This window comes from Streptomyces avidinii (genome assembly GCF_045161815.1).
GTDB classification, from domain to species: domain Bacteria; phylum Actinomycetota; class Actinomycetes; order Streptomycetales; family Streptomycetaceae; genus Streptomyces; species Streptomyces avidinii.
Window position 1 is genome coordinate 7,050,705 of the sequence record NZ_CP108863.1, and the last position, 13,637, is coordinate 7,064,341.

11 protein-coding genes are annotated in these 13,637 nt (G+C 74.2%); 6 read left to right on the forward strand and 5 right to left on the reverse strand.

Annotated features, from left to right (window positions below; genetic code table 11):
• Positions 1-59: 59 nt before the first annotated feature.
• Complete coding sequence (locus OG373_RS31880; RefSeq protein WP_405441826.1) at positions 60-4,808, forward strand: hypothetical protein; 4,749 nt, start codon at positions 60-62, stop codon at positions 4,806-4,808.
• Positions 4,809-4,852: 44 nt separating this feature from the next.
• On the opposite strand, the gene OG373_RS31885 is transcribed toward OG373_RS31880, so the two are convergent.
• Positions 4,853-5,347 (reverse strand): hypothetical protein, encoded by a 495-nt coding sequence (locus OG373_RS31885; RefSeq protein WP_405441827.1) that lies wholly within the window; start codon positions 5,345-5,347, stop codon positions 4,853-4,855.
• A gap of 452 nt (positions 5,348-5,799) precedes the next feature.
• Here OG373_RS31885 and OG373_RS31890 point away from each other — a divergent pair, with 452 nt between their 5' ends.
• The 4 genes from OG373_RS31890 to OG373_RS31905 are packed head-to-tail and all read left to right on the forward strand — an operon-like array spanning position 5,800 to position 10,147.
• Positions 5,800-8,628 (forward strand): nitrate- and nitrite sensing domain-containing protein, encoded by a 2,829-nt coding sequence (locus tag OG373_RS31890; RefSeq protein ID WP_405441828.1) that lies wholly within the window; start codon positions 5,800-5,802, stop codon positions 8,626-8,628.
• Positions 8,625-9,062 (forward strand): roadblock/LC7 domain-containing protein, encoded by a 438-nt coding sequence (locus OG373_RS31895; RefSeq protein WP_030016314.1) that lies wholly within the window; start codon positions 8,625-8,627, stop codon positions 9,060-9,062. Before OG373_RS31890 ends, OG373_RS31895 begins: the two co-directional genes overlap by 4 nt.
• 10 nt (positions 9,063-9,072) lie before the next feature.
• Positions 9,073-9,540, forward strand: coding sequence for a DUF742 domain-containing protein (locus OG373_RS31900; RefSeq protein WP_405441829.1), 468 nt, complete (start codon positions 9,073-9,075; stop codon positions 9,538-9,540).
• On the forward strand, positions 9,521-10,147 hold the full coding sequence (locus OG373_RS31905; RefSeq protein ID WP_030016310.1) for an ATP/GTP-binding protein: 627 nt from the start codon (positions 9,521-9,523) through the stop codon (positions 10,145-10,147). The genes OG373_RS31900 and OG373_RS31905 overlap by 20 nt, the downstream gene beginning before the upstream one ends.
• A 240-nt stretch (positions 10,148-10,387) precedes the next feature.
• On the opposite strand, the gene OG373_RS31910 is transcribed toward OG373_RS31905, so the two are convergent.
• Genes OG373_RS31910 through OG373_RS31920 form a run of 3 tightly spaced genes read right to left on the reverse strand, consistent with a single transcriptional unit; the run spans position 10,388 to position 12,460 of the window.
• Positions 10,388-11,587 carry a lipid-transfer protein gene (locus tag OG373_RS31910; protein WP_405441831.1) on the reverse strand — a complete coding sequence of 400 codons (1,200 nt, stop codon included), beginning with the start codon at positions 11,585-11,587 and terminating at the stop codon, positions 10,388-10,390.
• Positions 11,584-12,042, reverse strand: coding sequence for a Zn-ribbon domain-containing OB-fold protein (locus OG373_RS31915; RefSeq protein ID WP_405441832.1), 459 nt, complete (start codon positions 12,040-12,042; stop codon positions 11,584-11,586). The genes OG373_RS31910 and OG373_RS31915 overlap by 4 nt, the downstream gene beginning before the upstream one ends.
• A gap of 49 nt (positions 12,043-12,091) precedes the next feature.
• Entirely contained in the window at positions 12,092-12,460 is a 369-nt protein-coding gene (locus tag OG373_RS31920; RefSeq protein ID WP_405441833.1) for an Mpo1-like protein, read from the reverse strand.
• 138 nt (positions 12,461-12,598) lie between these two features.
• Between OG373_RS31920 and OG373_RS31925 the strand changes: the two genes are divergently transcribed.
• The gene (locus OG373_RS31925) at positions 12,599-13,108 is read left to right on the forward strand and encodes an NUDIX domain-containing protein (protein ID WP_405441834.1); all 510 of its coding nucleotides are present in this window, start codon (positions 12,599-12,601) and stop codon (positions 13,106-13,108) included.
• An 81-nt stretch (positions 13,109-13,189) separates the two neighbouring features.
• Here the strand turns inward: OG373_RS31925 and OG373_RS31930 are convergent, their stop codons facing one another.
• A complete protein-coding gene (locus OG373_RS31930) occupies positions 13,190-13,627 on the reverse strand; it encodes an SRPBCC domain-containing protein (protein WP_405441835.1) in 438 nt (145 codons plus the stop codon).
• Between the last annotated feature and the right edge of the window lie 10 nt (positions 13,628-13,637).

Here is a 13,637-nt window from a genome sequence, read left to right on the forward strand (position 1 = left end):
CCCCGCGCTCCGATCCCCGTACGCCCTGCCTCACCCAGACACCACGAGAGTCCGCCGCCATGTACGAGCTGTCCCGGATCCGCCTCTACTCCATCGGGCCCGCCGGTGCGCGCTACGCCGACACCGTGCTCGACCTGCGCGGAGTCGGCGAGCCGGTGCCCCACCCGGCGCCGACGCAGGCGGAGTTCTTCGAGGACGAGCCCGCCGGACCGCCGCGCCGCCCCGCGCCCGCCGGCGTGCTCTTCCTGGAGAACGGCGGCGGCAAGTCCGTCCTCCTCAAGCTGATCTTCTCGGTGATGCTCCCGGGCCACCGCAACACCCTCGGCGGCGCCAGCTCCGGCGTCCTGCGCAAGTTCCTGCTCGCCGACGACTGCGGCCACGTCGCCCTGGAGTGGCAGCACACCCAGACCGGCGAGTGCGTGGTCGTCGGCAAGGTCAGCGAATGGCGCGGCCGCCAGGTCTCGAACGACCCGCGCAAGTTCGCCGAGGCCTGGTACTCCTTCCGCCCCGGCCCCGGCCTGAGCCTCGACAGCCTGCCCGTCGCCGAGGCCACCTCCGTACGCCCGCCCGTCGAAGGCGCCTCCGGTGCCCAGGGCCGCCGCCGCACGATGAAGGGCTTCCGCGACGCCCTCACCGAGGCCGGCAAGGTGTACCCGCACCTGGAGGTGTACTTCGAGGAGATCCACGACCGCTGGAACGAGCACCTCACCGAAGTCGGCCTCGACCCCGAACTCTTCCGCTACCAGCGCGAGATGAACGCCGACGAGGGCGAGGCCGCCGGCCTCTTCGCGGTCAAGAAGGACTCCGACTTCACCGACCTCCTGCTGCGCGCCGTCACCGACACCCGCGACACGGACGGCCTCGCCGACCTCGTCCACGGTTTCGGAAACAAGCTCGGCCGCCGCGCCGAGCTGATGGCCGAACGGGACTTCACCGCCGGCTCGGTGGACCTGCTCACCCGCATCGTCGAGGCCGCCCAGGCCCGCTCCCGGCTGCGCGACGTCCACGCGGGCGCGGAACGCCGTACGCGCACCCTCGCCCGGCGGCTGTCCGCCCGCGCCGCCGAGGAGCGCGGCCGGGCCGCCGACCTCGCCCAGCAGGTCACCGGCGCCGCCCACCAGGTCACCGCCGCCGAGTCAGCCCGCACCCGCAGCGCCGCCGTCTCCGCCGAACTCGCCTACCGGCACGCCTCGCTGGCCCTGACCGTCGCCGACAAGGCCGCCACCGCGCAGCGCCGCGAGCTCCTCGAAGCCCGCACGCTGCACTCGGCCTGGCAGGCCGCCGAGAACGTGCTGCGCCACCGCGCCGCCGCCGACCGCTCCGCCCGCGTGGCCGCCGCGATCCTGGAGGCCGAGCGCGACGCCGCCCCGGCCCTGGCGGCCCGCGCCACCGCCGCCGGCGAGCTCGTCCGCGCCCTGCACACCGCTGCCGAGCACGGCGAGCGGCTCGCCAACGAGGAGGAGGAGCGTTCCGCCGCCCTCCAGGTCACCGGCGAGGACGCCCACCGCGACGCCACCGCCGCCGCCACGGCCGCCCAGCGGGCCCGCAGCGAGGCCGAGCACCTGCGCTCGCGGCTCGCCGAGGTCCAGCAGGAGACCGCCGAGGCCGTGCGCGCCGGCTGGCTCGACGACACCGCCCCCGACGCCGACCCGGCCCGCGCGGCCCTCGCCGCCACCGACGCCGAGAAGACCGCCGTGGCCGCCTGGGACGAGTCCCGGGAAGCCGCCCGTGCCGCGGCCGAGGCCGCCCGCGAGGCCGCCGCCGCGGAATCCCGCGCAGAACTCACCGCCGCCCGTGCGGCGGACGCCGCCGACGCGGCCGAGGCCGCCCACGACGCCGAGCACCGGGCCGCGGCTTCCCTCGCCGCCGCCCCGCGCCTGGCGGAGCTGCTGGGCCTCCCCTCGGTGCCGGCCTCCTTCCTTCCCCACCCGCGCACGCAGAGCGGCGCCTCCGGGCCCTACGCGGGATCCGGCGCCCAGGCCGCCCAGGCCGGCCAGGCCGCGTCGGCCGGGGCCGCGCACGGCTCCGGCGGGCACGGTCCGGCCCAGGCCGGGCCCGGCGGGCGACCCGAAGCCGCCGGAGGCGGCGGTCTCACGGTCGCCGACCTCGACCGGAACGCCGACGACCTGCGCACCCTGCTCACCGACCGGGTCGCCTCGGCCGAACGCCAGCTCTTCGAGCTCCGCACCGCCGCCGCCGACGACGCCCGCATCCTCGGCGCGCTCGGTGACGGCGGCCTGCTGCCGCCCGGCCCTGACGTCCTCGCCACCGTCGAGTACCTCGGCGAGCACGGCATTCCCGCCCTGCCCGGCTGGCGCTACCTCGCCCAGTCCGTGGACCCCGCCGACCACGCCGCTGTCCTCGCCGCCCGTCCCGAACTCGTCGACGGCGTCGTCATCACCGACCCCGACACGCACGGCCGGGCCCGCGAGGTCCTCTCCGGCGCCGCCCTGCTGCCCCGCTCCACCGTCGCCGTCGGTACGGCCGCCGCGCTGCTGGCCCCGCTGCCGCCGGCCGGCGACGACGCCGACTCCGGTGTGTTTCTCGTACCGCCGAACCCGGCCATGCACGACGAGCACGCCGCCGACGAGGAGCGCCAGGCGCTGCGTGCCCGCGCCGCTGCCCGCGACACCGAGATCCGCGACCTGGCCGCCCGCCTCGGCGGTGACCGCGAGCTCGCCGCCCGCCTCGCCTCCTGGCGCACCGGCTGCCCGCCCGGCCGCCTCACCGAGCTCGCGGAGGCGGCCGCCGCCGCCCGGATGTTCGCCGAGGAGACCGACGCCGAGCTCGCGGAGGCCCGTACCGTACGCGCCGAGGCCGACGAAGCCGCCGCCGACGCGGCCCGCGTCCGCGAGGAGCGCCAGGACACCGCCCAGCGCGCACGCCGCGTCGCCGACGCCCTCGCGGGTCTCGCCTTCCGGCTGCGCGAGCGCGCGGGCTGGCAGGCCAAGCTCCGCGAACTCGCCGACGACGCAGCCGAGTTCGAGGCCCGCGCCGAGGTGTGCCTGGACCGGGCCCGCGCGGCCGACGAGGACCGCCGGGCCGCCCAGCGCGCCGCCGACGACGCCCGCCGCACCGCCCGCGCCCTGCGCGCCGAACGCGCCGAGATCGCCGGCGCCCCCGACCGGCTGCCCGACGGCGACGGCCCGCGCGCCCCGCTGCCCGACCTGCGCGAGGCCTACCGCGCCGCCTCCCAGCTCTACGAGAAGGTCGGCGTCGGCGCCGACCTGCGCGCCGAACAGGCCCGCGCCGAGAGCGACGAGAGCGCCGCCCTGGCCGAACTCGACCGCCTCACCAACAAGGTCCGCACCCGGGCCGCCCAGCTCCTCGAAAGCACCGACGGCGCCGACGGCCCCTCCCGGCAGGCCGCGGCCGCCCGCGCCGAGGCACTCGTGCAGATGCTGGAGACCCGCGCCTCCACCGCGAGCGAGCAGCTCGGCCGACTGCGCGGCGAGGCCGAACGGCACGCCCCCGCCGAGGGGGAGGCGCACACCGAACTCCCCGAGGAACTCGTCCCCGAGGACGTCGAACAGGCCCAGGCCCTGCTGCGTACGGCCACCGCCCAGCTCGCCGCCCACACCGCGGCCGTGGAGAGCGCCCGGGCCGCCCACGCGGACCTGCTGCGCTCCCACCGCACCGCCGAGGACGGCGCCGGCGGCTTCGACGAGACCGCGGCGCTGCTGCGGGACCTGCTGCGCGACCACACGCACCAGGACGACGAGCAGGAGCCGGTGCCCCACCAGGGCACCCTGGAGGAGGCCCGCCAGTCGGCCACCGAGGCCCGCCGCTCCCTGCGCGGCTGCTCGGCCGATCTCTCCGCCGCCGACTCCGCGGTGCGCGAGGCGAGCGACATCCTGGTCCGGCACGCCAACGCCACCCGCTACGAGCAGGTACGCACCCCCGCGCGCCAGCAGATCCGCGAACTGCCCGCCTCCGCGCTGCCCGAGCACGCGGCGGCCTGGGCGGCGGCCTTCGCGCCCCGGCTGCGCGTCCTGACCGACGAGCTGGCGCAGCTGGAGCGCAACCGCGACAGCATCGTCGACCGGCTGCGCGGCCTCGTCGAGTCGGCGCTGGCCACGCTCCGCTCCGCGCAGCGGCTCTCGCAGCTGCCGGAGGGGCTCGGCGAATGGTCGGGCCAGGAGTTCCTGCGGATCCGCTTCGAGGAGCCCGACCAGGCCACCCTCACCGAGCGGCTCGGCGAGGTCATCGACGAGGCGACCCGCGCGGCCGTGAAGAAGAACAGCACCGCCTCCTTCGGGGAGGGCCGCCGTGACGGCATGTCCCTGCTGCTGCGCGGCGTCCAGGCGGCCCTGGAGCCCAAGGGCATCTCGGTGGAGATCCTCAAGCCGGACGCGGTGCTGCGCGCCGAGCGGGTGCCGGTCGGCCAGATGGGCGACGTGTTCTCCGGCGGGCAGCTGCTGACCGCCGCGATCGCGCTGTACTGCACGATGGCGGCCCTGCGCAGCAACGACCGCGGCCGCGACAAGCACCGGCACGCGGGCACGCTGTTCCTGGACAACCCGATCGGCCGCGCGAACGCCACGTACCTGCTGGAGCTCCAGCGGGCGGTCTCCGACGCGCTCGGCGTCCAGCTGCTCTACACGACCGGACTGTTCGACACCACGGCGCTCGCCGAGTTCCCGCTGGTGATCCGGCTGCGCAATGACGCGGACCTGCGGGCAGGGCTGAAGTACATCAGCGTCGAGGAACACCTGCGCCCGGGTCTGCCGCAGCAGTCCCCCGAGGAGGAGACCATCCACGGCGAGATCACGGCCACCCGGATGTTCCGCCGCAGCGGCGTTTCCTGACGCCGGCGCCCGCGGGCACCGCCGCCGGGGCGCCAGCGCGCGGACTAGCGCCCGGAGGCCGCCAGGGGGCCGTCCTCGCGGGGTATTCGGCCCGCGGCGGCCTCCCGGGCCTCCCGGGCCTCCCGGGCCTCCCGGGCCTTCCCGGCCTTCCGGGTCGCCCGTGAGGCCCGGCGGGCCTCACGGCGGAGCCGGCGCGCCGTGCTGCTCGGCTCCGAGAGGACTCCGTACCGCTGGTTCCACATCTGCCGGGTGATCCACACGTCCAGCACCCCCCAGGTGGCCACGATCGTCCCCGCTATCGCGCCGAGCGCCATCGGGAGGGCCAGCCACGACCCGGTCAGGGTCAGGAAGAACGTGATCGTTGCCTCGGTCAGCGTCACGGCCACGATCAGCACCGCCCGCACCGCCGAGGTCCGTACCGGATCCGGCATCCGGTGCCGCAGGGCCGGCTCCTCGACCCACAGGCCCCGCCCGGTCGCGCCCGCCCCCGTGCCTGCCCCCGCTCCCGCACCCTCGCCGCCGCCTTCGTACCTGCTCATGGTCCGCTCACTCCCCACCGCGCGGTCCGCCATGCCCTTGCGTCACATCCACTCGCCGCGGCCGACTCGCCGCGTCCGCTCACCACGTCCACCCATCACGTCTACCCACAACCTCGGATCCGACGTGCCCCCTCGAACAGAGAGACGTTCGGCGCTGCCGAGAGATTCCCGCATCGCGGATGCCTTCACGGGCCGGAATGATCGCGGAACGAACAATTCCAGCCATCCATCGGGTTGCGGGAAGGGACGCCTCACCAAGTGTCATCTGCCACATATCGGGCCGCACTTGACCGGAAGTGTCGGACAACTGGTGATCTTCGTACCGGAGGCAGGCCGAAAACGTCCGGACACGCCTTCGAAGCTGCCCCGCAGCAGTAGTAGGCTCACGCCGTTTAAATGACGGAACACCGACCCCCGGTAACGGGGTTGACCTGGGGGAGGCTGGGGAGGCCATGCGCTTTCGCGGGAAGTCCATCCGCCGGAAGATCGTGGCGTTGCTCCTTGTGCCGCTCGTCTCCCTGACCGCGCTCTGGGGCTTTGCCACGGTCATCACCGGCCGTGAAGCCATTCAACTCTTCGACGTGGCCTACGTCATCGACAAGGTCGGCTACCCGATCGAGGACGTCGCCCGCGTCATCCAGAAGGAACGGCGCCAGACCCTCGTCGTCCTCGGCGACCCCCGGGCCGCCACCGCCACGGCCGAACTCACCAAGCGCCGCGCCGAGACCGACGAAGCCGTCGAGGCGATCAGCGTCAGCGCCCGCGACCCCAAGGTCATCGACGAGCTGAGCTCGCAGAGCGCCCAGCGCCTGCGCTCGATCGTCTCCGCCTTCCAGGGCATCGGCTCCATGCGCCGCTCCGTCGACCAGAACGCCCTGGACCCCACCCAGGCCCTGGAGCTCTACAACCGGCTGGTCGACCCCTGCTACGACTTCCTCATGAACCTCCACGGTCTGGACAACGTGGAGGTGGACAAGGAAGGCCGCGCCCTCGTCGGCATCAGCCGCGCCCGCGAACTGCTCTCCCGCGAGGACGCCGTCATCGCCTCCGCCCTCGCCGCGCGCAACGTGACCGCCCCCGACGTGCGCCACGTCACCGACTTCGTAGCCAATCGCACCCTGCTCTACGAGTTCAACCTCGTGACCCTCACCGCCGACGACCGTGAGCACTTCGAGCAGTACTGGAAGGACCCCGCGACCAAGCCCCTGCGCGATGCCGAGGAGCGCTTCATAGCCGGCGGCGCGGTCAACAAGCCGCGCAACATCACCGCCGCCCAGTGGGACGAGGCCGCGGCCAAGGTCCTGGACGACCTGGCGGCCATGAACACCGCCGCCGGCGACCGCTACCAGCAGCGCATCGAGCCCGTCGCCAGGGACGTCATGGTCCAGGCCGCCGCGGCCGGCATCCTCGGCTTCCTCGCCCTGATCGTGTCCCTGATCCTCTCCGTGCGCATCGGCCGCGACCTGGTCCGCGACCTCTCCCGGCTCCGCAAGGAGGCCCACGAGGCCTCCGGCGTCCGGCTGCCCAGCGTGATGCGCCGCCTCGCCGCCGGTGAGCAGGTGGACGTGGAGACCGAGTCGCCCCACCTCGAGTACGAGAAGGACGAGGTCGGCCAGGTCGGCCAGGCCCTCAACACCCTCCAGCGCGCCGCCGTCGAGGCCGCCGTCAAGCAGGCCGACCTGCGCCGCGGCGTCTCCGAGGTGTTCGTCAACCTGGCCCGCCGCAACCAGGTGCTGCTGCACCGCCAGTTGACCCTCCTCGACACCATGGAACGCCGTACCGAGGACACCGAGGAGCTCGCCGACCTCTTCCGCCTCGACCACATGACCACCCGCATGCGCCGCCACGCCGAGGGCCTGGTGATCCTCTCCGGCGCCGCACCCTCCCGCCAGTGGCGCAAGCCCGTCCAGCTGATGGACGTCGTACGGGCCGCCGTCGCCGAGGTCGAGGACTACGAGCGCATCGAGGTCCGCAGGCTCACCCGCCTGGGCATCGTCGGCCCGGCCGTCGCCGACATCACCCACCTCATCGCCGAACTCCTGGAGAACGCAACCGTGTTCTCGCCGCCGCACACGGCGGTCCAGGTGCACGGCGAGCGCGTCGCCAACGGCTTCACCCTGGAGATCCACGACCGCGGCCTCGGCATGACCCCGGAGGCGCTGCTCGACGCGAACCTCCGGCTCGCCGAGACCCCCGAGTTCGAACTCTCCGACACCGACCGCCTCGGCCTCTTCGTCGTCAGCCGCCTCGCGCAGCGCCACAACGTCAAGGTCGTCCTCCAGCCCAGCCCGTACGGAGGCACCACCGCGGTGGTCTTCCTGCCCGTGGGCCTGCTGACCGAGGCCCCCGAGACCAACGGCGCCGGCGCGCGGTTCGACGGCGCCCGGGCCGCCGCCAAGCCCGGCAGGTCCGAGAAGGCCGGCCACCTCGGCAGGGGCGCCGCCGAGCGGTCCGCACCCGCCGTCATGGAGCGCGCGCCCTCGGGCCGCCCGCTGCCCCCGGCCGAACTGCGCGGCCCGGTCGAGCTGGAGGCCCCGCTCGTGGGCGGCGGTCTGAACGGCCTGGACCGCCTCGACGGCCTGGACGACCCCGCGGTGCTCGACGACGCCCCCACGGCGATCACGAGCCGCACCGGCACCGCCGGCCGCCCGGTCATGGCGACCCTCGACGACGAGACCCCGCCGAACGGCACTCCGCGCAGCGCCCTCCTGGGCCTGCGCCCGGCCGACCGGCCGCACACCGACCGGCACGCGGAGCGAGGAGGCTCCCGCAAGGGCGACCGCGACCGGGAGCCGCTCGGCCCCACCGGCCCGGTCCGGCTCGACACCCAGCGCGTGGAGGCCTCGCGTCCGGACGGTTCCCGCACCCAGGGCGCCGTACCGCTGCCGCGCCGCCGCCCGACCCCGACTCTGGTCGCCGAACACGGCCGCCGGGTGGAGCCCCGCCCGTCGTCCGTGGTCCCGCAGCCCGACCCGGCCTCCACCGCCGGCTCCGATGCCGGGGCCGCCGCACCCGCCCCCGGCATCGGCGGGCTGCCCCGCCGGGTCCGTCAGGCCAGCCTGGCGCCCCAGCTCAAGAAGTCCACGTCCGCCGCACCCGCCGAAGCCGCACCCGACCAGGTGGCCGACCGCGACGCGGATGACGTACGTACGCGCATGTCCGCACTCCAGCGTGGCTGGACGGCGGGCCGCAACCAGCACGCACAGCAGAAGTCCGAGACCGAGGCAGGCACATCCGCCGCCGGCGGTCCCGCGAACGAGAACGAAGGGGACGGTCGATGACCGCACCGCAGACCGGCAACGACACCAGGGGCCGCGGCTCCGGCCCGCTCAACTGGCTCCTCGACGAGCTCGTCGACCGGGTCGGCTCCATCCGCAAGGCGGTGGTCCTCTCCGGCGACGGCCTGCCCACGGGCAGCTCCAAGGACCTGACCCGCGAGGACAGCGAGCACCTGGCGGCGGTCGCCTCCGGCTTCCACAGCCTGGCCAAAGGCGTCGGCCGGCACTTCGACTCCGGCCGGGTCCGCCAGACCGTGGTCGAGCTCGACGAGGCGTTCCTCTTCGTCATGGCCGCGGGCGACGGCAGCTGCCTGGCCGTGCTGGCCGACGCGGACTCCGACGTCGGGCAGGTGGCGTACGAGATGACGCTGATGGTCAAGCGCGTCGGCGACCACCTGGCGACCGCCCCGCGCACCGGGCTGCCAGCCGGAGGGTGAGTCGTAGGGCATGAGCGATTCAGGCCAGGACCACCCCGCCGACCTTACCGCCGGCTTCTCGGACGACCCGTCCTACGACGACGCGTCCTACCCGGACCCCGACCACGCGCACTGGTTCGACGACGACGCGGGTCCCGTCGTCCGTCCGTACGCCATGACCCGCGGCCGGACCAGCCACGCGGGCCAGCACCGCCTCGACCTGATCGCGCTCGTCGTCGCCGAACCGGCGGCCGACGATCCGGTCTGGGACATGACCCTCTCCCCGGAACACGCCCACATCCTCGGGCTGTGCCGGGGCCGACCGCAGTCGGTCGCCGAACTGGCAGCCGATCTCGACCTCGCGGTCGGGGTCGTCCGCGTCCTGATCGGTGACCTGGTCGACGAGGAACTGGTCCACGTGACCAGGCCGGTACCGCCGGCCGAACTGCCCGATGAATCCATTCTGCGTGAGGTGATCGATGGCCTTCGGGCGCTTTAGCCGCACCGGTGCCATGCACGCGGTGTCGCCGGTCGAGCCGCTGACCTTGAAGATCCTGGTCGCGGGCGGCTTCGGGGTGGGCAAAACCACCCTGGTCAGCGCGGTGAGCGAAATCAGACCCCTGCGCACCGAGGAACGGCTCTCCGAGCCGGGCGTCGGTGTCGACGACACCGGGGGAGTGGAGGGCAAGAGCACCACCACCGTGGCCATGGACTTCGGGCGCATCACGCTCCGCGAGGACCTGGTCCTGTACCTGTTCGGCACGCCCGGGCAGGACCGGTTCTGGTTCCTGTGGGACGAGCTGGCGCAGGGTTCGCTCGGCGCGGTCGTCCTCGCGGACACCCGCCGGCTCGCGGACTGCTTCGCCGCCATCGACTACTTCGAACGGCGCGCGATTCCCTTCGTGGTCGCGGTCAACTGCTTCGACGGAGCCGACCGGCACCCCGTGGTGACCGTACGGACGGCGCTCGACCTCGATCCCGGGGTCCCGGTGCTGCTGTGCGACGCCCGGGACCGGGAGTCCGTGAAGGACGTGCTGGTGGGGGTCGTGGAGCACGCGATGTCCCTGGCGCGCGAGCGGCGCCGGAGCCTCTCGGCGGGCGCCTGACACCGGGCGCCCGACACCGGGTTCCTGCCGCCGGGCCCTGACAGACCGGCCGTCGCCACCGGGCCGCCGATACGGGGCCCGTCAGCGGCCGCCGGCATGGAGGCGGCCCGTACCCCCGCCGACTGGGGTACGGGCCGCAGCTCTCACGGGGGGTCTCGGGTCCCGGTCGCGGCGCGGGACTGTGGAGCGAGTGTGAACCTGCTGCCGGGGGCCGTCAAGCGTTCGGACAACACGAGCTGTTCAGCGCACGGCGACGACGGCCGAGCCATGGCCGAACAGCCCCTGATTGGCGGTGATCCCGGCGCGCGCGCCGGCCACCTGCCGGTCCCCGGCCGTACCGCGCAACTGCCAGGTCAGCTCACACACCTGCGCGATGGCCTGCGCCGGCACCGCCTCCCCGAAGGAGGCCAGCCCGCCACTGGTGTTGACCGGGATGCGGCCGCCCAGAGCCGTCGCTCCCTCCCGGAGGAGTTTCGCGCCCTCGCCCTCCCCGCACAGCCCGATGTCCTCGTACCACTCCAGTTCGAGCGCGGTGGACAGGTCGTACACCTCGGCGAGCGAGAGGTCGTCCGGGCCGAGCCCCGCCTCCTCGTAGGCGGCGCGGGCGATCGAGGACCGGAAGGACCCGGCCGCCGGCGCGACGGCCGCCGACGAGTCGGTGGCGATGTCGGGCAGGTCCAGCACCGTCCGCGGATACGTGGGCGTCACCGTCGAGACGGCCCGGATCCGCACCGGATCGGCCACCCCGCGCGCCCGCGCGAAGTCCATGCTGGTGAGCACCAGGGCCGCGCCCCCGTCGGAGGTGGCGCAGATGTCGAGCAGCCGGAGCGGATCGGCGACCACCGCCGAGGCCGCGACCTCTTCCGCCGTGACCTCCTTGCGGTAGCGGGCGTGCGGATTTAGCAGCCCGGCCGCCGCGTTCTTCACCTTGACCCGGGCGAAGTCCTCCAGGGTGTCCCCGTGCAGGGCCATCCGGCGCCGGGCGTAGAGCGCGAAGTACGCCGGGTTGGTGGCGCCCAGCACGCGGAACCGCAGCCAGTCCGGATCGTCGGGCCGGTCCCCGCCCGCCGGTGCGAAGAACCCCTTGGGCGCGGCGTCCGCCCCGACCACGAGGACCACGTCGGCCAGGCCCGCAAGGATCTGCGCGCGGGCCGCCCCGATGGCCTGGGCGCCGGACGCACAGGCGGCGTACACGCTGGTCACCCGCGCGCCCTGCCAGCCGAGGGCCTGGGCGAAGGTGGCACCGGCCACGTAACCCGGGTACCCGGAGCGGACGGTGTCGGCGCCGACGATCGACTGCACGTCCGTCCAGTCCAGGCCGGCGTCGGCCAGCGCCGCGCGCGCGGCGGTCCGTCCGTACTCGACGAAGCTGCGGCCCCATTTGCCCCAGGGGTGCATGCCGGCCCCGAGGACGGCGATGTCCGCGCTGGAGGCGCTCACTCCGCGCCCCCCACCGGCCGGAAGTGCCAGGTGGTCCAGGCGGTCCCGGCGTCCTCGTTCAGCACGCCCCCGACCACCTCGACCTCCATCCCGACCGCGAGATCGGCCACCCGCACCCCGGGTGCGGCCTGCCCCAGCACCACCATCCCCTCGGCCTCCAGCTCCACCGCGACCAGCGTGTACGGATCCCAGGGCGCGGCCGGGTCGGACACGTACGGAGCCGGCGGCCGGTAGCGCCCGTCGGTGTAGGACCAGACCCGGCCGCGGGGGGAGAGGGGAACCTCGGCGAGTTCGCCGCCACCGGGGCAGTGCGGATTGCGGCAGTAGGCGTCCGCGCGCGGGAAGAACACGGCGGTGCAGGCCGAGCACCGGGTGCCGAGCAGCCGGAATCCACCGCCGTCCGGCCCGTCCTCGGTGAACCACCCGCTCACGACGGGTGTGCGTGTGCGTGCCACGATGCCCCTCCCTGGTCAGTGACCTGACGGATCGTCAGGTATCTGGACCTCAGGAGTCTCCCACGGGCGGGCAGCCCTGGCACGGGTTCTCGGCAAGCCACTTCTGCGCGATCTCCGCCAACTCCGCGTCGCGCCCGGCCAGCATCATCCCGATCATCTGCGCGTCCCCGCGCAGCGACCACGCCGGATGTCCGAAGGTGGCCGGGTTGTTCCCCTCGATCAGGAAGTGCGCCGGCCAGGCGGTCCCGTACCCGATCAGGGGAAGGGCGGCGAGGTAGCGCCTGCGGCCGCGCGCCACCCCGTACACCGTCAGGGCCAGACCGGTGAGCGTGCCGGTGAGATGGATCCAGCGGGTGGCGGCGCGCGAATGCATCGCGACGTAGTACGGCCAGAACTCCTCGTACGAGCTGAATGTCATGCGGGCACGGTACTCACGGCCGCACGGAGACGACAGAGCCGCGGGGCAGCCCCGGGCCGTCCGGGGCCGTCCCGCGGCGGCCCCGGGGTGGTCCGGCAACAGCCGTCACCCGCACACCCCTTGGCATACCATCGCCGGATGCCGGCACACCTGAAGGACTCGCACTGCTCCACCTGCGGAGCGCCGTACTCCACCCCCGCCTGGCCCCGCACCTGCGCGGCCTGCGGAGCGACCGCCTACCGCAATCCGCTGCCGGTGGCCGTCACCCTCCTCCCCGTCGAGGACGCGGACGGCACCGGCCTCGTCGTCATCACCCGCACCATCGAACCGGCCCTCGGCGGCATCGCCCTGCCGGGCGGGTTCATCGACTTCGGCGAGGACTGGCACGACGCCGTCGTGCGCGAACTCCGCGAGGAGACCGGCATCGACGCCCCGGCCTCGGAGGTCACGCTGGCCGACGCCCTCAGCTCCCCGGCGGGCCACCTCCTCCTCTTCGGCCTCCTCCCGGCCCGCCCGGCCGCCGACCTGCCCGCGTCGAAGCCGACGGACGAGACCACGGGCTGGCACATCCTGCGCACCCCGTCGGACCTGGCCTTCCCCCTCCACACCCGGGCGGCGGCGTCCTGGTTCGCGGGCGCGTACGCGTGAGCCCGTCGCCGCATGCCCGGGCCGGCTGGTGCCGGCCCGGGCGCGGTGTGCCGGACTCGCGGCGTCCGGCCTCCCGGGTGCTCAGTGCCAGTTGCTGATCTGTACGTCGTGCGGGTGCGGAGCACCGGCACCCGTCTCGACCAGGGACTTCAGGCTCATCAGGAAGATCGCCCACTTGGTGCTGCAGTGGTTCATGAACTCGACCGGTTCGCGCCAGCCCGCGTGCGTGAACAGGAGGATCGCCCACTCGCCGTCCTGGGACAGTTCGAAGTCCACCGTGGTCCCGATCCACTCGGCCGGACCGTCGATCACCTCCCACCGCACCCGCGCGTTCGGCCGCAGGTCGAGAACCTTCATGTCGAAGCCGCCGACGTCGCCGAAGCGGAACTCGAGGACGTCGTCGCCGCTCCCGCTCGTGTCGGTCGTCCACCACGCGGCCAGACCCTCGACCGTGGTGAGCGCCTCGTAGACCTTCTCCGGGGTTGTCCTGATTCCCACCCGGTGCAGGATGTCCACCATCTCGCTCTCC

Bases quoted from the DNA above. Each gene is read 5' to 3' on its own strand.
- OG373_RS31880 (WP_405441826.1), top strand. From the start codon at position 60: ATGTACGAGCTGTCCCGGATCCGCCTCTACTCCATCGGGCCCGCCGGT.
- OG373_RS31890 (WP_405441828.1), top strand. From the start codon at position 5,800: ATGCGCTTTCGCGGGAAGTCCATCCGCCGGAAGATCGTGGCGTTGCTC.
- OG373_RS31895 (WP_030016314.1), top strand. From the start codon at position 8,625: ATGACCGCACCGCAGACCGGCAACGACACCAGGGGCCGCGGCTCCGGC.
- OG373_RS31920 (WP_405441833.1), bottom strand. From the start codon at position 12,460: ATGACATTCAGCTCGTACGAGGAGTTCTGGCCGTACTACGTCGCGATG.
- OG373_RS31900 (WP_405441829.1), top strand. From the start codon at position 9,073: ATGAGCGATTCAGGCCAGGACCACCCCGCCGACCTTACCGCCGGCTTC.
- OG373_RS31905 (WP_030016310.1), top strand. From the start codon at position 9,521: ATGGCCTTCGGGCGCTTTAGCCGCACCGGTGCCATGCACGCGGTGTCG.
- OG373_RS31930 (WP_405441835.1), bottom strand. From the start codon at position 13,627: ATGGTGGACATCCTGCACCGGGTGGGAATCAGGACAACCCCGGAGAAG.
- OG373_RS31925 (WP_405441834.1), top strand. From the start codon at position 12,599: ATGCCGGCACACCTGAAGGACTCGCACTGCTCCACCTGCGGAGCGCCG.
- OG373_RS31885 (WP_405441827.1), bottom strand. From the start codon at position 5,347: ATGAGCAGGTACGAAGGCGGCGGCGAGGGTGCGGGAGCGGGGGCAGGC.